The organism is Lepagella muris, assembly GCF_004793975.1.
Classification (GTDB): domain Bacteria; phylum Bacteroidota; class Bacteroidia; order Bacteroidales; family Muribaculaceae; genus Lepagella; species Lepagella muris.
In genome coordinates, this window is sequence record NZ_SRYB01000001.1 from 174,038 (window position 1) to 190,616 (window position 16,579).

General features: G+C 44.0%; 20 protein-coding genes. All 20 read right to left on the reverse strand.

The genetic code is table 11. From position 1 onward, the window contains the following. Positions 1 to 36 precede the first annotated feature (36 nt). The 20 genes from E5331_RS01060 to E5331_RS01150 all read right to left on the reverse strand — a co-directional run bounded on the left by E5331_RS01060 (position 37) and on the right by E5331_RS01150 (position 16,450). Positions 37 to 465 (reverse strand): hypothetical protein, encoded by a 429-nt coding sequence (locus E5331_RS01060; RefSeq protein ID WP_135985102.1) that lies wholly within the window; start codon positions 463 to 465, stop codon positions 37 to 39. 10 nt (positions 466 to 475) lie between these two features. After that, a complete protein-coding gene (locus E5331_RS01065) occupies positions 476 to 1,264 on the reverse strand; it encodes a hypothetical protein (RefSeq protein ID WP_135985104.1) in 789 nt (262 codons plus the stop codon). Between the two features lie 21 nt (positions 1,265 to 1,285). After that, positions 1,286 to 1,783, reverse strand: a complete 498-nt coding sequence (locus tag E5331_RS01070; protein ID WP_135985105.1) for a hypothetical protein — start codon at positions 1,781 to 1,783, stop codon at positions 1,286 to 1,288. 149 nt (positions 1,784 to 1,932) lie between these two features. Next, entirely contained in the window at positions 1,933 to 2,676 is a 744-nt protein-coding gene (locus E5331_RS01075; RefSeq protein ID WP_135985107.1) for a hypothetical protein, read from the reverse strand. Positions 2,677 to 2,696: 20 nt separating this feature from the next. Then, the gene (locus tag E5331_RS01080; protein WP_135985109.1) at positions 2,697 to 3,308 is read right to left on the reverse strand and encodes a hypothetical protein; all 612 of its coding nucleotides are present in this window, start codon (positions 3,306 to 3,308) and stop codon (positions 2,697 to 2,699) included. A 47-nt stretch (positions 3,309 to 3,355) separates the two neighbouring features. Further along, entirely contained in the window at positions 3,356 to 3,508 is a 153-nt protein-coding gene (locus E5331_RS20185; protein ID WP_168355102.1) for a hypothetical protein, read from the reverse strand. Further along, positions 3,471 to 4,898: a DNA cytosine methyltransferase gene (locus tag E5331_RS01085; protein ID WP_275441022.1), complete on the reverse strand. Its 1,428-nt coding sequence runs from the start codon at positions 4,896 to 4,898 to the stop codon at positions 3,471 to 3,473. The genes E5331_RS20185 and E5331_RS01085 overlap by 38 nt, the downstream gene beginning before the upstream one ends. A gap of 42 nt (positions 4,899 to 4,940) precedes the next feature. Beyond that, complete coding sequence (gene dcm / locus E5331_RS01090; RefSeq protein WP_135985111.1) at positions 4,941 to 6,395, reverse strand: DNA (cytosine-5-)-methyltransferase; 1,455 nt, start codon at positions 6,393 to 6,395, stop codon at positions 4,941 to 4,943. Then, positions 6,373 to 7,068, reverse strand: a complete 696-nt coding sequence (locus E5331_RS01095) for a DNA-methyltransferase (RefSeq protein WP_135985113.1) — start codon at positions 7,066 to 7,068, stop codon at positions 6,373 to 6,375. Before E5331_RS01095 ends, dcm begins: the two co-directional genes overlap by 23 nt. Beyond that, positions 7,058 to 7,891, reverse strand: coding sequence for a DNA-methyltransferase (locus E5331_RS01100; protein ID WP_135985115.1), 834 nt, complete (start codon positions 7,889 to 7,891; stop codon positions 7,058 to 7,060). The genes E5331_RS01095 and E5331_RS01100 overlap by 11 nt, the downstream gene beginning before the upstream one ends. Positions 7,892 to 7,903: 12 nt before the next feature. Continuing rightward, positions 7,904 to 9,784: a bifunctional DNA primase/helicase gene (locus E5331_RS01105; RefSeq protein WP_135985117.1), complete on the reverse strand. Its 1,881-nt coding sequence runs from the start codon at positions 9,782 to 9,784 to the stop codon at positions 7,904 to 7,906. A 6-nt stretch (positions 9,785 to 9,790) separates the two neighbouring features. Then, positions 9,791 to 10,411, reverse strand: coding sequence for a P-loop NTPase family protein (locus E5331_RS01110; RefSeq protein WP_136903610.1), 621 nt, complete (start codon positions 10,409 to 10,411; stop codon positions 9,791 to 9,793). After that, entirely contained in the window at positions 10,398 to 11,255 is an 858-nt protein-coding gene (locus E5331_RS01115; protein WP_135985121.1) for a hypothetical protein, read from the reverse strand. Before E5331_RS01115 ends, E5331_RS01110 begins: the two co-directional genes overlap by 14 nt. Positions 11,256 to 11,270: 15 nt before the next feature. Then, positions 11,271 to 11,684: a DUF4494 family protein gene (locus E5331_RS01120; protein ID WP_135985123.1), complete on the reverse strand. Its 414-nt coding sequence runs from the start codon at positions 11,682 to 11,684 to the stop codon at positions 11,271 to 11,273. Between the two features lies 1 nt (position 11,685). Continuing rightward, on the reverse strand, positions 11,686 to 11,952 hold the full coding sequence (locus E5331_RS01125) for a hypothetical protein (protein ID WP_135985125.1): 267 nt from the start codon (positions 11,950 to 11,952) through the stop codon (positions 11,686 to 11,688). After that, positions 11,952 to 12,806 carry a hypothetical protein gene (locus E5331_RS01130; protein ID WP_135985127.1) on the reverse strand — a complete coding sequence of 285 codons (855 nt, stop codon included), beginning with the start codon at positions 12,804 to 12,806 and terminating at the stop codon, positions 11,952 to 11,954. Before E5331_RS01130 ends, E5331_RS01125 begins: the two co-directional genes overlap by 1 nt. Continuing rightward, positions 12,794 to 14,386 (reverse strand): nicotinate phosphoribosyltransferase, encoded by a 1,593-nt coding sequence (locus E5331_RS01135; protein ID WP_135985129.1) that lies wholly within the window; start codon positions 14,384 to 14,386, stop codon positions 12,794 to 12,796. The genes E5331_RS01130 and E5331_RS01135 overlap by 13 nt, the downstream gene beginning before the upstream one ends. 62 nt (positions 14,387 to 14,448) lie before the next feature. After that, the gene (locus tag E5331_RS01140) at positions 14,449 to 14,778 is read right to left on the reverse strand and encodes a hypothetical protein (protein WP_275441023.1); all 330 of its coding nucleotides are present in this window, start codon (positions 14,776 to 14,778) and stop codon (positions 14,449 to 14,451) included. A 2-nt stretch (positions 14,779 to 14,780) separates the two neighbouring features. Beyond that, positions 14,781 to 15,488, reverse strand: coding sequence for a lambda exonuclease family protein (locus tag E5331_RS01145; RefSeq protein WP_135985131.1), 708 nt, complete (start codon positions 15,486 to 15,488; stop codon positions 14,781 to 14,783). Between the two features lie 5 nt (positions 15,489 to 15,493). Next, a complete protein-coding gene (locus tag E5331_RS01150; protein WP_135985133.1) occupies positions 15,494 to 16,450 on the reverse strand; it encodes a hypothetical protein in 957 nt (318 codons plus the stop codon). Between the last annotated feature and the right edge of the window lie 129 nt (positions 16,451 to 16,579).

Sequence of the window (16,579 nt, forward strand, 5' to 3'; positions counted from 1 at the left end):
TCACTTTCCCATCACTTGAGTTTCGTATAATTATCCTCATATCTTGATGTTGCCGGTTATTTTGATGATTTCATCCGGATATTCTATTGCCATCCTTTTAAGTGCATTGAACGCTGCATCCAAAGGGGTTTTATCTGGATAATTCTTTTTAAGAAAATGGTGGTTTGCAAGACAGATGGATGCAACCCAATTCCTATCTTTTGGCATAAGTTCATTGTATCTGACTTCTGCCAATGGCAATTTCAGCATTATATCCTCAAGGGTATAAGTGGGCCAGATGGTATCACAGATTTCAGATTCCGCGATTGATTTATCCATCAGATAATGGGCGACCGGTGTATGTTTCATTGTCTGAACATAAAAAGGACACCATGCCAAACGAGTATCTGATATGTCAAGCCCTATTGTTTGAAGTTCCAGCATTTGCTCAATCGACAATGCTAATTGAGATTGTATGGTAGCCATAATCCTTTTTTCATTCAAAAGATACTAAACATTTGCGTACATTAATTGATGCAGACTCCAACTGACAAAGAGCGTCATATAACTGCTTCCGACCATTATCTTCTTTGTTTTCAGTTTTGCTTTCAGTATAAGGGGCAAGTTCGGATTCATCAACCCATGTCGTAAATTTATTCTTTGGCAATATCAGATAAGGATAAGAGTTATTCACATCTATTTGGATGATTTCAGCCTCTTCGCCTTTATATAGGCACTTATCCCCAATATTAAACTTCAGTTCAAAGTACGGCTCAAGATATTCAGCTTCCAATAAAGTCCAGCCATCATCAATGCCAACTTCATAACGCGATTCATCCTTTGTTGGGAGTGCCTTTATGATGCCGATTTCATCTTTAAGCATTGGATTGGCTACATTGACAATCTTAACTTTATCTCCGATATTAAGTGACTTAGCCGGTTCTTTGGGGTCAGGTAAACATCTTTCGCCCATAAGGTTTTCAAGAAAATTGATTGCCATTTGAAAGGCTTGCAATTCAGCTTCCGATTCTGACTTTTTTGCGTGTTCATACATCTCAGTCAAAAAATCGCGTGTTTTCTGCCTTTCGGCAAAAATCAATTCAGCCGGTTCTATTTGTGATGTAAGGTTGTGTTGACCGCATATATGAATAAGAGCATCAATGTACCCTTTATTATAATCGCTTATTCTGTTTGGACTGTCGCTCTTGCAAGAATAGGTTGATATAAGCCTATCTCTCGTGATTTTAGGCATACAAGCCCAATTCTTATTTTGTAATTCGTTCATAGATATTCCATTTTGTTTGAATTATTCAGGTATCTCAATGGATTTCTGCGCCTCATAAGAATCAAGCATATTAGACGCATAACAGCCAGCCATCTTCTGCTTATCCCATGCCTGATGTAAGGTTTCTTCCGAAAAGAAACCAAACGGCCATATCAACGCGATTTCACGCATGGTCATCCTCTTCTTGCCCATCTTAAAGGCTTTATATTGAAGAAAGTTGGTATATATCACTACTTCGCCGGGTCGTTTGGTAAGCGTTGAAAGAAAGGCTGCGGCTGCCACGCTGATTGTATATGTATGGCAATTCTTTATCCGGTGGTATAGCATAGAAGCGAAGTTCTGTCTTCTGGGTTCTATCAGCTTGAGCGCATCTGAATCGGTTTCAACCTTTGCTTCATTCAGAGTCATCGCCATAAACATATCCATCTGCTCATTTGTCAGAGGTGTATTCTTTGGCTGAGAATCAAGCCATTCAGCCCATTTCTCTATGCCATCTTGAGGCGGTTGTACTTGTTTCATATTTTGATTTATTAAATTATTTACTATATTTTGATAACGCAAAATTAAACCAAATAGTTTAATTATGCAAATAAAAGTGCCGAGCAAATAAGATTTTTAACTCTTATTCACTCTTTAAGGTCGTATTGACCTGACACTTTTATTGATGATTACAATAGATGATTATCACGGATAAAGCGGTCTAAATCATCTACTTTGTATTCGTAGTAATTGCGGTTGGCATTACGTCTATATACACGCCTTTCAATGATGCCATTTTGACCGGCTATATTTATCACTTCCTCTTTGCAGCCACAATAAAGAGCCGCCGTATCAAGGGGTAGCCATTTTCCCTCATCCTTTACTACTTCATCAGGATTGGTGCCGGGTGTATAGTATTCACCATTCATGCGCGGCTCCTTACCTTTTCCATAAGATTGAAAGAAAAGGATTGATGACCTGATGGCGGCTCTTTCGCGCATCTCATCTTCCGGGGTTATAAGGAAGCCAAGAACATTCTTGACCTTTGTTCTTGTTGGGCGAGTGATTGCCGGCATAGGCTTTGGAATTTCAACCTGAACAGGCTTTGAGGGCGTGATGGGTTCTGACTCCTTAACTGGGGTCTGCTTGTGCGCAATCCGTCTGCTCATAGGAATCTTCTGGACTGCATTTATTATCAGGTTCACAGTCACATCGCCACCCTGCATCAGTTGAATCCATTTCTGCACAAGTTTTGTCGTTCCGCTTTCAGAATAGTCTATTTCAGGGGCGATTTCCCGGACCGAATATCCATTCAAGGTTATCTGCACTCCGGCATAGAGCATCGCCCTATAAGCCTTTCTCTTTATCCCCGTCATTCTATTATATTGACGTTGTGCCTTTTTGTCGATGATGTCAATTATAGTCTTTTCCATATCGTTTATGAAGATGGGTATTATAACATTGCATTTATCATTGCGCTGGCTTTATTAGCCATTACGCTTACACATAGTTTGGTCTGGTCATTGGGCTCAATGGGATATTGATTCTTTATGCCCATACAAACCGATTTTATTGCTGTCAGTCTTGCATCGCCATGATTCCGGCACGGCATACCGAGTTTTTCAGCGATACGCTTGTTTACCTGTCGGTCGAAGTCTTCCACATAGTCAATGAAAGCTATGATGATATTGGCGTAACAGAAGATACTTTCGTGCTTGACGCGCCCATGATACTTGAGAATCTGATTTCCGAAAGTGAAAAACATCAGTGTCAGATTGCCTCCGCAGCTTTCAAGATATTCATCGCGCTGGGCAAGAAACTTCTGAAATACCTTTGGTGGCATTTCTTTTTCAAGGGAATCCATATATTCCTTTCTGATTTCCTTGAGTCGACGTGTCTGCTTCTTGTATTCTGAAAGCCGGTTATCCCTTGCATACGCTACAAGTAAGTCAAGATAATAGACCACGCATTGCGTTATGAAGTGAGGGATGTACGCCATTTTAAGGGATTCTTTGCGTTCAAACAGATTCAGAAATTCTTCCGTTGACAGGTCACGCTCTTGCATTGGCTCACGCTGCTTAACTTGTATCCCGGTAAATAGGGTCGTAGATTCTAAATGGGGGGGGTAAATTGAATCTTGTCGATGTTGAGTTCCTGATTCTGCATCATCTCCCTTACCCTTATGCTGTCAAGTTCTGCCATCTGACCCTGATAACCTGAAAGCATATCAAAAGAGGGATAGTTGCTGATTTTGGGGTATTTCATTTGTGAATAAGTTTTTGAAGATGTGATACAGGCAAGCCACCACGATTGAGTTTCCTGCCAACTTGTAATGCTGTGATTTGGATATGCCCGATGACAGTAGTCGGTCTATCTTTTCTTCCGGTACATCCATAAGGCGGTAGCACTCACGCGGAGTCAGTTTGCGTATGCGAAACCGGGTTGTCTTACCATAGACATTGTTGGGTCTTGCAGAAATGTTTGTACTGCCGATGCTTTCATCATAGTCAGTGCAATATTCGCTTATTCCGTCCTTTGCCCTATTGAGCTTATGAGGGCGTAGGCTGAAATCAGGATTGATTGTAACGCCAATCTCCTGTGAACGACTGGCAGCCGCTATAAGTCGTAACTTTTCAGCAGCCTGTGTAATTTCAAATGGTATCCTTTCCATAGAAGCCTCCATTACAAGATGTGGGGATTTGTAGTCCGTGCTTAGTAGGGTCGGTGATGATTCAGATGATGGCGCAAACTTGCCGTAATTCTTCCGTGGGTCTGCCATAACCATTGGATTAGGTATCTTGACATAATTGTTATGCTCCCACGCGCTTGACGTTATGGATGGAGATATGTCACCCACATCGCCACCGGGACGATTCCACGGCATTAGGCAGATGATGGATGGGTCTTCAACCGATTCAAAGACCATAGAGTCTTTTTGGACAGTTGTGATGGCATTGGCTACATCATCTCCTATTTCCACCTCCTGATGGAATGGGGGTATAGAGCCACGTCTGCGCATGGCACACGATTTCTTTGTGGGTTCTTTCGGCATACCTTTGTCAAAATTAAGGTATCCGCTTTCTATCAGTCGTTTCATTTCTAATGTTGGATTATCGATTGTCAGGATGCCGGTCATAGGGAAATTGCCATCAATCAGGTTGCTGGCGCACATAGCACCATATCGGGTAGTGATTGTGTAGGCTAACCCATTCTCGGCAGTGTTGAATGGTATCTGTTCCATAACATAGTGCATATTTGCGCTGTCAATGGTCGTGCGCAGTGTTCCTGCCACATCCGGATTCACACCCTTATTATAGGTATCAATCCAAAGACCATCCTCAAAAGGGATTTGACCATCTTCAAGCATTTCTTTCAGACGTGAGTTCATTACGATTTCTTCCTTTGTCATTATCAGCGGCATCGAATTGCCTCCTGTGGGAGTTGTCAGCGTTGGTGATATACCGCAAGGGTCATAAACCCTGCCGTTGGTAGGATTCTTTTCCTTGTCATATATCTGGGCGACTTGAATAAGCTGATTCATATCATCTTCTTTTATTTCTTCTATCACAAAAGCCGGATAGCCGTGATTATCCATTATGGTAGGTGAGATGCCGTCAGGGTCAAAGACATTCCCAGCACGATGACCTGATGGCATAATGTTTCCAACCAATAGGATTTCGGGGGGGGTAAATGGCGGTTATTGTTCATTGTCTTGATTATTTGGGTATTCTGTGACGCAGGGATGCCAACCGGTTGTTAGCGCAGTTGCTATTCCATTGCTGTCATATACCCGGTCATGGATACTTGGTTGTTTACCGGTTTCATCCTTAGAGTTCAGGCAGATGGTTCGGGATGGAGTATTTACCAATACTTTAGGGCAGTTTCCATGTCCGCTTGTATGTGTCGGTGCGATTCCGTCAGCATCCACGATTTTGCCGTCCTGCGAATTGTTCATCTTTCCCACCACTATGATGCCATCATCTTCATTCTTGGATGTATGTATCGGTTTCACGGTGTCCGTAGTGTCCTGTGATTGTTCCACAATACCCCCCCCGGTAGCCAAATGCAGACCATCAAAACTCCACGGGTCATTGTTATACCAAGCATGATTATGTATGCCTGTGGTCTTTGTGATGATAAAATCTGACTTCATCGCCTCAGCGATATTGGCAAATTCATATTTGTTTTTGCCATCGATGAAGAAGACTTTTCCATTGTATTCTTCATTGATGTTCTTTACAAAGACTGACATAAACTCGCTGACATAGCAAGGGCGGGATAGAATAAGACGATTAAAGGGGATTCCCATACCGCTGGGATATTCAGGAATAATCTTGATGTTTAGTGGAATGTCTGTATCAACCTTATCTGCATAGACGAATCGATTCTTGAAACCACATCCCTCTGCTTGCTTGCGCTCACAGTGGTCGATTATCGCCTGAATCTTTGCATCAGACAAATAGTAGCTCTCGTCCACATTTGTTTCCAAGACGTGCTTGAGGCGGCGGTCTAACTTGAAGGACTTGGGGAAATAGTAGATGGCTTCGCCATAGATGCTGACCATAAAGACGCGCTCGCGGTTCTGCGGTACGCCATAGTCTTTGGAGTTCAATATCTGATAGTGATTTGAATAACCGAGGCTTTCTAAGTATTTTGCCCATTTCTTGAAATCGGGCATGAATTTGTCGCTGACGAGTGCCTTGACATTTTCCATCAATAAATATTTGGGGCGTTTTATCTCTATCGCCCTTGCGCACTCCCAAAGAAGCGATGAACGTGTTCCAGACCCCTCGGCGAGTCCTTTCTGCAAGCCGGCATTGCTGATGTCGGTGCAGGGAAATGAATAGGTGAGAAGATTGAAATCTGGGACTTCCTCCCAATTTATAAGTGAAATATCTCCAAAGTTTGGATACTTCTCTACAAGCTCTTTCGGTGGTTGATACCCCCCCCGGAGGGCATTTTCTACGTCTGACATTGTAACTTTTGAAAGTTCAGGGTCACGCGCAGCATAGTAGGCTTTGATGGCGGTAGGGTCTATCTCGCTTATCCCTACGACTTCATAATCAAGTCCGATGTCATCCTTGAGTAATTCCAATGCCATTGACTGACTGCCATATCCGGCAAAGGCTTCAAATATTTTTATCTTCTCCATTTTGGTCTTCGTTGAAAAGGTTATATTGGGTGATTATCTTATCTCCGATGTGGGTTACGCCCATACATTCCTGCTTGAAGCGTTCATCTTGGGCTGAATAATACTCAGGGTCAATTTCGCATCCGATGAAATCAAGACCCATGTGATAGGCTGCGATACGACTACTCCCACTTCCTAAATGGGTATCCAGAATCAGGTCGCCGGGCTTTGTGAAGTTCTTGAAAATCCAGCAATATAAAGCCACCGGCTTTTGTGTAGGATGGATTCGCTTTTCCTTTACTGTCTGACGTGCCGCGCTATACCTGAAAATCTTTGCCGAGCGGTCAAAGGTTGTCAGTGCAAGCTCGCACATTGCGAAAGACAGTGCTTCCGGCTGTTCCTTATCCCAAACTATCCAGCATTTGGAATTGATGGGGATTCGTTCTATGAAATGGTTTGCACCGAATATGATGGCGTTCTTGCTTACACGCAGAAGCTCCTTGAAAAATTCCGCAGATGGGGCTTGCTTATCCCATGCCTTATACTGACGGCCTTTTTCCTTGATTAATCTGCCACTTGAGCAGATGTCAATTCCATAAGGGCAGTCACATAGCGCAAGGTCTATGCTTTTATCTGCCATAGATTTCAGCACTTCAAAGCTGTCACCAAGTATTATATTGCTTTTAGGATTCATCTGAAAATAGGGTATCTTGTTTGTGTTGCAATCTGCCTTTGGCACGTTTCTTATCCAGTTCAACCACATCGAACATCGACATAGGAGGATTGTAAGTTTCCAACAAGTTCACGGCATCGGCATAGAAGTCTTTCTTGATTTCAAAACCATAAGCCCTGCGACCGCATTGCCGGGCTGCAAGCAAAGTCGTTCCGCTTCCTGCGCATGGGTCTATAACGACATCTCCGGGGTCAGTGTAAAGACGTATCAACTTATCAAGCAAAGGCACGGATTTTTGCGTAGGATGAATCTTTGGTGTCTTTGTGTCACGGGGATAGTCCATACAGTTGAATATCATCCGACCGTTATTGTTAAACTTCGGTAACTTATCTCGGTATAGCAATAGACCATATTCACCGTTACCTACAATCTTCATATTTGCTTTCAGAACCTGTGGTGAATAGTTCTTGACGAAAACAAGCGGTATGTAGTGTTGGAAGCCGTATCTCTGCCCAAGTTCAATGAAATACATCATCTGTTCAAAGGCGCAGAAGATTATCATGCAAGGAGATTTCCCCTTTTCCTTTGGCTCCTTGATAAGAAGATTGGAGCAGAAGTGCATAAACTCAGCGGGCTTGAAGTTGGCATCGGTATCAAAGAATTGCTTTCCAGCAAGTTCACTTTCCCCATTGGCATTATCGCCATCGACATACCATTTAGGGTTGGATGCGTAAGCATTGTTCCCAAGATTATAGGGAACGTCCGCAATTATAAGTTGAGCCTTGCAGTTCAGGTATCTCTTCCAATTCTGGAAGTGGTCATTGAATAGTTCTATATCTTTCATTTTGTCTGAATATTAGAATGGTAATGGTTCATTAGGGTCTATTGGCCCAAATGGGAAATCCGGGTCAGATTCTATTGGGGATGAAGCGGTCATATTTGGCATACTGGGCATATTCTCCCACGGCAGTTCCATTTGTGTCTGGGGAATTTTGACTTTATCATTCAGCTTTTGCTTAACGAAATCCACCATGTCGGCTCTATAATCAACCGCTATGCCGTCACTTTGCTTCCACGGTATAAATCTACCATTGATTACGTTGAATTTAAATGTCGCATCGCCCGGCTGACCAAGATGCCTGAATTTTACTTTTTCCACCCTTGCGAGGGTGTAGTTCTTACTTTCATCGCGCTCTCGGTGTACCACCATACCGAAGTCTGCCTTGTCAAAGAATGTCGCAGAACCACTGATGTCATACATTGTCGGCACACCGCCATTTCCGTTATCTTTTCGCACCTTAGTAGGGTGCGCCATTAAAATGAACAGTAAATCATTCTGCTGGGCGAAAGCCGACATCCGGTTAAGAAGCCTTGATATGTATTGGGTTTCCGTTTCGCCCCTTGACTGTTCGTGTTCAATGCGGTTAAATGGGTCAAGCACGAAAATACGGATTCCCCAGCGTCTTACAAGATATTTGGCTTTCGCCAAGATATTGTCTATCGTTGAACCATCTTCCGGCAATACATGAAAGAAATTATTCCGGTAGTAATCCTTTGCGCGGGCATACTGTTCCGGAGATATATGCTCCGAGTGTGGTGTGGATTGCAGTTTCTTTCCGCAAAGTTTCTCCATAAGTTTTACCGCATGATATTGCATCGGCATATTCTCAGGCGAAAAGAATCCCACCTTGAAATCATATAGGATATTCAGGCGAACACACATCTCGTCGATAAATTCCGATTTACCACTGCCGGGGATACCTGTCACTATGAAAAGACGCTTAGTTTCAAGACTGATTAAGGCATCAAGATTTGGATGACCTACAAGAAACCCCTTTTGAAGACCATGCTCGTAGATTGAATCAAGTTCATCCTCATAATCATTCAGGGAGAATACACCATCAACCTTTACTTCCTTTGCATTTCGGAGGCAATTCTCAAGACTTTCTTTGCCGTATTTTTGAAGATGCTCGTTGGCATCCTTGCAATCATCGCCATAAGTAACAATCTTGCATCTTTCAGCACCGAATCTGCGGATAAGCTCATCACGCAGCAACAAGCCTTTAGTATCGGTATCAGATGCAATATAAATAGTTTCCTTGTCTTCAAACCAGCCATCAATGAAGTCATCAAGATAGGTCAGGTTGCTATTTGCGCCATTGGGTACGCTTATACAGTTGGATTTACCAATTTCCACAAATGACAGGCAATCCATTTCGCCCTCAGTGATTATACATTCGCTTTGACCGGTTATTGAATCAAGATTGTAAGGTATCAGTTCCGCACCGCTTTCAAGCATGAAATCCTTATCTCCCGTGCGGTACTTGACATTGATTAGTTCGCCATTCAGATAGTAGTTGAATTGGACTGTATTCATCTTCTTGCCTTTCTGGGGCATGTAATGTTCACCCTCGTTAATCTTCATCTTCTTGAGGGTGTTCTCCGATATTCCACGACCATTGAACCATTCAACCAATTTGCGTGAAAGAGTTGTGATGGGGCGTGGAGTAGGTCTGCGGTATTCTTTCTTGGGGGCATCATGCGACCTTTCACCAACGTGTATAGTTCCACTCCAACTACAATAATGGCAGTGCCAAACCCCTTTATCCAAGTCAACGGATAAGCTCTTATCGCGCTTGTTAGTCCGTCTATCCCGGCATTTGGGGCAAGTCACTTTCATCTTGCCGCTATTGCGTCCAGATGGTATGTCTATGCCAAAGTCGCTATATGATTTCATAGGGAATTACTCCTTATCTTTCTTTTGTTTCTGTTCTTTCTTAATCAGGTTCCAGATTTCCAAAGATTCACGCCTTGTCACACCTTTCAGTTCGACAAGATTGAATAATTGGGCGATGCGGTCAACTGTCCGTGGGCCATATTGAGTCAGGGTGTCCGATAAAGAATTGTTTGTGGTCACGATTTTAGGTATGTCACTGCGACGGTCGTAGATTGTATTCATCAGATGCGCCACAACATTCAGTTTGTTGCCTACATGGTTCGTAGGGGCTATTTCAGTGCCAAGCTCATCAAAGCCCATAGGGATTGACTCAAATACTGAGAATCCATCTGTCGCATAACTTCCGCAGAACGTGGGAACATTCACCCATCTTGGACTGACCGGCTCGCCACTATCCCTTAGCCAATATCTTTCCACAAACAACATGACCGCTTTCATCAACGTACTTTTGCCTGTGCCGATATTGCCGTATATCCACAATCCCTTTTCAGGATTCAATGCGCCTTTCCTATCACGGATACACCAGTGAAAGAGGTCAGTAACGACTTTCTGATTGTCTTTATCGACTACAAAATCATTGCAGTAGTATTTGATGCAGTCATAAAATAACGCCTTAATGGATTTCATCTCCGTTTGGCAGCATGAGGCCTTTGCCGGCTGGAGATATACCGTTTGACTGATAAGGTCTATTGTTTCCATTGTTTGAATTGTTTTCAGGTTGATATTCGGATTCCCAACAACGGTTGTTTATCCACGTCTGGAGATGCTTGATGTATTCTTTGGGTGTTCCGCGTGTCCGCATCAGTTCGGCATACGCCTTTGCAGCCGGTAGCAACAAAGGCAGGACTTCACGCCAATCCTTATGTTTTCGCCTGAAATTTTCAAATTCAGTAGTCAATCCCCGTTTGGTACCGGGATATGCCTTGCGAAAAACATCAAAATCATCTTTCGCCTTTTGGAGAGTTATACTCTCTTTTCCCTCTTCTTCCATTCTTTCATTCTTCTCATTCTTTCCATTCTTTTTATTCTTATTATTATTGTTTGTGGCGGTTGGAGTGTCGGTCTGAGGTATGGTCTGAGGTTCGGCTTGATGGCTGTTTGTTGGCGGTTGGCTGGCGGTTTGTCGGTTGTAACTTTCCTCGCCACCTTGATAACTGTCGTAATTACAGATGGTTATTAGTGAATGTTTGTTGGTTGTAACAATCACGATTTCTCCTGATGCTACTAACTTATCCAAACATTCACGCAACGCACCGCGCTTGATGTCGATTCGTTCCATTATCTTCGCCTGTGATGTCAGGACTTGACCGCGCTTGACCTCAAAGCCATAGCAATAGCCGTCCTTATGATTGGCATTAAGGAGAAGATGAATGAACACTGCCATCATATTAGGCACACCATACCATCGCCATTCCGTCATCTTGCGATAAAGGCGTATCCAACCGATTTCGGATTGACTTGGATTACTCATGGCGATGATACCTTATTATGCCCGTTTATAGCGTATATAATCGACAATCTTCACACGTTTGACCTCATCCAGACGTAAGTCATATCCCTGCTTGAGATATTCAGTGGTGATAGCCGTGGCTTCTGCTACGCTATCAGCGCATACAAGGACTTCATATTTCGTTTCCTTTTCCTTGCCGTTGTCATCAGTGAAAATATCAATGACAATAGCCTTGAAGAAAGGCTTGTCATCTTCTTTTTCATTGAGAATTTCCTTGACCTTGCTACGAAAGATAGCGTACACGTCAAGTTTATGATTGGGATACTCCTCATACATAATCTTTTCCGCTTCTGCAAAGAGTTCGGCATCCATGATAAAGTGTTCGTTAACTTCCTTGACTTCACCGCTATCAAGAGTCTTTTCTACTTTGATTTTTGCTTCGTAATACATATTAGTTCAGATTCATAATCATCAGGTCAGAAAAGGCACGATGTCTTTCACGTTCCTTTTCTGCCACGATGATAGAGTTTGTAATTATCCTATGTGAATACTGATTGTTCAGCATCAAAGTCGCAAGCGCACTGCCAATCTTATCCTCATCGCCATAAATACTAAATTCAGCCTTATCCGGATAGATAGTCACGCTAAATTCGGCAATGGGTTTCTGATTGGCAGATGCTTTTGACTTCTTACGTTTCCATCTTGAGAAGAATCCCACTATTTGAAGACCTTAAAGACTGTTACGTTTTCAGGTAATGGCTCGTCTTCCCAAGCCTTATACGAATTGGTGATATACACATGGTCGTAGGCTTCGGCTACTTTCTTTATGCCCTCAAGCTGAATGGCATGGGTGACGAGAAGTGACAGGGATTTCGGTTCAAGTTCACGGAGTTTGGGTGCAAGACCAACGAATGTTCCTCCGCCATCGCAAAGGTCATCAAGCACAAATAAATCCTTGTCTTTGCACTCGGTTTCTCCTGCATCTACTGTGAAGGATAGAAGTTTGCCGGTTTCAGGGTCGCGTTCCTTTCCGCATACGATATATGGCAGACCATTCGGCTTGTATCGGCTTATTGCTCCGCTGTCAGGCAGCACGGCTACAATATCAAGGTTATTCTCATTTGGACGGATTATTTCTTTGTAAAAGTACTCCATCGTAGCCATTACACCGATAGAACTTTTGATTTTCAAGAGAGATGCCGTTGAATGGGGTTCAACGATTCCCACCTGTAATGCGCCTACACTGTTGATTATGTCGGCAACAAGTTTCAGGGAGAATGGTCGGTTAATGTCAAATAGACGGTCACATCGCATAGACATCATATAGCCTATGAAAAGATGGTCTATAATCATTTCCTGACGCTTTAGAACGTCTGCCACTTGCATAAGGCAGAATAGGTCATCTGCGCAAGTTATACGGCAATATATGGATACCGGGATTTTTCGGTTAAGGTCATCAACAGTGACGTGCTTTTCCCCATCGGGGAATGTGGTTATTTTACACCCGGTCTGATTGGTAAGGTTGATTACCTGTGGATTGAATCCTACCACTGGACTGCTTATTGATTGCATAGTCTTTTACGGATTTGAGAGAATGAAACTTCTTTGACGAGTTTTCCGTCTTCAAAGACGGTTTCAAGGCATCCGCCGGCTTCCTGCTCCTTGCTTACGCAATCGGTAGCATAATATTTGCCGTTTTCGTCTTTATCGACGCGGATAAGACCCTTGAGGGATTTCTTCATTCCGCTGTCGGTCTTTGGCGATTTGTAGATTTCACGAGCTATACCATCGACCTGACACCATGTGGCTTTCATTGCGAATCCGAGGCTGTCGCGTGTGCGATACTGATATGTGTAAGAACCTATGCCCAGAACGAGGTTAGTTGCTGCGAAGCCCTTTTCCTCAAGTCTGCGATATATTTCTTTCTGGCGTTCAATAGTGATGCTATCGCCATAGATGACACCGATATGGGGGTCAAGAACCTTATATCCCTTTTCGTTGGTAATTCCACCGAACAAATCCCATAGGAGTTCATATACGCCTTTTTTCTCAGCCGATGAAACCTCCATCGCCTTATATACGGGGTCATCAGGATATGTAAGTATGGCTTCCTGTATTGATTCAGAATACTGGGCATCTTTCATCACACCGGGGATGTGGTATTCCTTGCCATTGAGTTCAACGATGTCTTCCGGTTTGATACCACAGATGATGTCAACTGGATTACCGCTGTCAGGGCGAATGACCAAGCGACCATCACGATTCATTATGATGTCCTTGAGGCGAGGCAAGTAGTCAGTAATGACCTGCCATAAATCCCAAGTATCGCTTACGATGCTACAAAAACCATCGACATAGATTTCCGTAATGAACCGTTTGAACGTCTGAATCTCATCCTCCTTACCACCAGCGCACATGACGCTATGCTCTGATGCCGGGACGGTCATTGCGATGACTTCCTTTTCCGCGTTTGCGTTATAATATTCTTCTACGGCATCAATAGCGGGGATGGTTTCACTGCCGACAAATGATGTCAGATGACCCATTCCGCTTGTGATAGCGGCTTCCAGTCCTGCCATTCCGCGCATTGAGAAGTCATGGCATAGAAAACCGAGATTCACGTCCGGTGTGAAGCCGGTCTTTTCGGCATGACGTTCAAGCTCCTTGCGGTAGATACGGGCGATTGTCGCTGATGTCATAGGTAGCCAGAACTCACAGGACATTAAGGTTTCCAAGTAGTTTGTCACCCAAAAGAATTTGGGATTTGTGTTGATGACAGTGACCATCGGCACACGAATGGGACAGATAGACCCCTCCGGGAGTGCTTTCATTCTGATGGGCAGATAGCCAAGTCTGTGAAGTTCCCGGATGTGTTCGCTGCCTACCTCATTCTTGCCAAGAAAGGTATCAACGCGACGCTTGAATGAAGATACAGCCTTGTCTTCCGGCAAATTGAAGAAATGACGGTTGAAGTTTTCTATCAGATATTTCTTGATGAAATACTGAATACCGAAGACCACTGCTCCGTCTTTGGCTTCCGGCAGGTATTCATTGCTGCGCGGAGTCCAGTTTGAATAGACGTATTCCGTTCCTTTGGGATACTGTCTGCGATGGTCTAACTTATAGCCATCGGTTAATAATGCTGAGTTCATATCTTTATGATTATTTGGCTATACCGTGGGGATTCCACGATATAGCCGTGTGAAAGTGATTGTCAGAATGGGAGGTCAGGTTTCTCATTGGGTGCGTAGCCGGGTGCATTTGCAACAGTGTCCGTTGTCGGTGTCTTAGGTTTGGATACGCGGGTTTCAAGGTCGCCCATGATGTAGTTCACACCCTCTTCGCGCTCTTCCGCTTTTGGAGCGCATGAAACGAAGTGGGTATATGTGCGGTCGCCGAAAGTCTGGGGTTGCTTCTTTGCGAAGATTGCGATGTTAAGAAAGGCACGTTCCTTGCCGTCCTTGCACATCACTCTTTTTATCTGACTTTTGGGGATGTCTGTCAGGCAAATGCTACCTGACAGAAAAGAATTGTTGTCTGCCATAATTATGCTCTTTGAGGTTTGTTGATTTGTGTATAGTTGCTTTGGATGACTTCTTCCGCTTTGATTACGCGCTCCTCAACGAGGGCGATTTCGTCATTGTCACGGGTTATTCTCACGATGTGCATAGGATTCTCCACAAAGGGGCAGTATGCAACGAAGTCGCAGAATGTGGCTTTTGTGCAAGCCATGTGATTCTGACACTGATAGAAGTAGTCGGGATTGACTTTCTTTAGTGATTCGTTATCGTGGATTTCGGCAACATACTTGCTATATGTGGATAGCGTGGGGCATTTAACCTCAAGGCAACCTAACTCGTCAGCATCGTAAGTTATTCCATCAGGTGACGATGCAAGATATGGGATTGTGGGATGCTTGCATAGTCCTACCTCCTGCACTTGGCGTCCGGTCATCTGAATATACATATTCCGGGCATTCTCTTCCTGCTCTGTGCCGAAGCGCATAGCCTTTGATGTAGAAGTGGTTGTGTCGATGTAGAAAGCAAACATATTGTCATCTTTCACGATTTCAGGATTAAGGGAGCGTTCCCCTGCAAGCTGATATAAGTAAGTCAGTGCGGTTTCGCTGAAAACCTTATCCTTAGAGCGTCCGCTTTTCATAAGCGTACCTACCTGACTACCGGTAATGTAGCCAAGCCGAGCGCGATACCAGTCAAGGGTACGCTGTTCCTGTTGAAAATTCAGATTTGCCATGATTGTCAGATTTCAGGGTTAGGTGCAAAAATACCGTCTTCTTTCACTTCGCCTGTTTCCGTATCTACGGCTTCGGCTGGAGCCTCTACTGATGCTGATTCAGCCGGGGCAGATTCTTTCTGCTTCTTAGAACCTTTGGCTGCACGGCTGGCGATGTCGTTGAGCTTGTTTGACTTTGCCTCCCTGCTTTGACGATAGGGGGTCATAACCTCATCTACGGTTGTATCACCATCTTTAAGTGACTGCTGGATGCCAAGCAAGAGAGCGATTTCATCCTTGCCTATCTGATTTACCGTTTGCTTACCGCAGAGCTTGATAACCTCTTCCTCGGTAATGCCATACTGGTCATTGAAATACTTGATGGCAGCATCACGACGCTTTATCAGCTTTGTTTCATCTGAAAGGTCGCCTGTGATACATTCCTGAGCCGCCTTATATACCTTGTCGGTAATGGATTTCGGCACTACTGCGAAAACTGCATTTCGGTAGGCGATTGCGTTGGCGGCATTGCCGGTGACTGTAATCATGTCTTCCGAAAAGCGTTTGCCCGAAGATGTGAGGATAGACCTACGCACCTCAAAAGCCACCGCATAGTTGTTTTCCAAATCCCATGCCGTACCTCTTGATATTACCTGAGTGGCAGTCGCATTTACCACACGCGCCTCAACACGCATATTGCCATACTGCTGCGCGATGATTTTTGCGAGATGCACCGATGGGCCTGTGATTGGTTTGCCACCGCGAGGGATGGCGTAACCGCATGATTGAGCGGTTTCCTTATCCATTACGGCAATGGCAATGGCGTTGTTTACTGCCCGCGAGATACTACGGGGATAAGCGTGAGCCGTACTGACCTGTATGTCAATGTTGGCTTTTTCCGCTCCGTCGATTGTTTCGACAAGTTGCAATGGGGTTGGGTCTGCCAATCTTGCGACCTCGTAGCCCTGAATCTCTTCTATCATATTGAAGAATGTTTTAATTGCCATCTTACTGCTTCCGGCCTTGCATTAGTGAAGACAATGGGACTCGAACCCACATTGTATCGCCTACCATACTTCCTTATTCACTCGGCACCTCCCGGCTACGGGCTT

Bases quoted from the DNA above. Each gene is read 5' to 3' on its own strand.
- E5331_RS01060 (WP_135985102.1), bottom strand. From the start codon at position 465: ATGGCTACCATACAATCTCAATTAGCATTGTCGATTGAGCAAATGCTG.
- E5331_RS01065 (WP_135985104.1), bottom strand. From the start codon at position 1,264: ATGAACGAATTACAAAATAAGAATTGGGCTTGTATGCCTAAAATCACG.
- E5331_RS01070 (WP_135985105.1), bottom strand. From the start codon at position 1,783: ATGAAACAAGTACAACCGCCTCAAGATGGCATAGAGAAATGGGCTGAA.
- E5331_RS01075 (WP_135985107.1), bottom strand. From the start codon at position 2,676: ATGGAAAAGACTATAATTGACATCATCGACAAAAAGGCACAACGTCAA.
- E5331_RS01080 (WP_135985109.1), bottom strand. From the start codon at position 3,308: ATGCAAGAGCGTGACCTGTCAACGGAAGAATTTCTGAATCTGTTTGAA.
- E5331_RS20185 (WP_168355102.1), bottom strand. From the start codon at position 3,508: ATGAAATACCCCAAAATCAGCAACTATCCCTCTTTTGATATGCTTTCA.
- E5331_RS01085 (WP_275441022.1), bottom strand. From the start codon at position 4,898: ATGCCATCAGGTCATCGTGCTGGGAATGTCTTTGACCCTGACGGCATC.
- dcm (WP_135985111.1), bottom strand. From the start codon at position 6,395: ATGGAGAAGATAAAAATATTTGAAGCCTTTGCCGGATATGGCAGTCAG.
- E5331_RS01095 (WP_135985113.1), bottom strand. From the start codon at position 7,068: ATGAATCCTAAAAGCAATATAATACTTGGTGACAGCTTTGAAGTGCTG.
- E5331_RS01100 (WP_135985115.1), bottom strand. From the start codon at position 7,891: ATGAAAGATATAGAACTATTCAATGACCACTTCCAGAATTGGAAGAGA.
- E5331_RS01105 (WP_135985117.1), bottom strand. From the start codon at position 9,784: ATGAAATCATATAGCGACTTTGGCATAGACATACCATCTGGACGCAAT.
- E5331_RS01110 (WP_136903610.1), bottom strand. From the start codon at position 10,411: ATGAAATCCATTAAGGCGTTATTTTATGACTGCATCAAATACTACTGC.
- E5331_RS01115 (WP_135985121.1), bottom strand. From the start codon at position 11,255: ATGAGTAATCCAAGTCAATCCGAAATCGGTTGGATACGCCTTTATCGC.
- E5331_RS01120 (WP_135985123.1), bottom strand. From the start codon at position 11,684: ATGTATTACGAAGCAAAAATCAAAGTAGAAAAGACTCTTGATAGCGGT.
- E5331_RS01130 (WP_135985127.1), bottom strand. From the start codon at position 12,806: ATGCAATCAATAAGCAGTCCAGTGGTAGGATTCAATCCACAGGTAATC.
- E5331_RS01135 (WP_135985129.1), bottom strand. From the start codon at position 14,386: ATGAACTCAGCATTATTAACCGATGGCTATAAGTTAGACCATCGCAGA.
- E5331_RS01140 (WP_275441023.1), bottom strand. From the start codon at position 14,778: ATGGCAGACAACAATTCTTTTCTGTCAGGTAGCATTTGCCTGACAGAC.
- E5331_RS01145 (WP_135985131.1), bottom strand. From the start codon at position 15,488: ATGGCAAATCTGAATTTTCAACAGGAACAGCGTACCCTTGACTGGTAT.
- E5331_RS01150 (WP_135985133.1), bottom strand. From the start codon at position 16,450: ATGATAGAAGAGATTCAGGGCTACGAGGTCGCAAGATTGGCAGACCCA.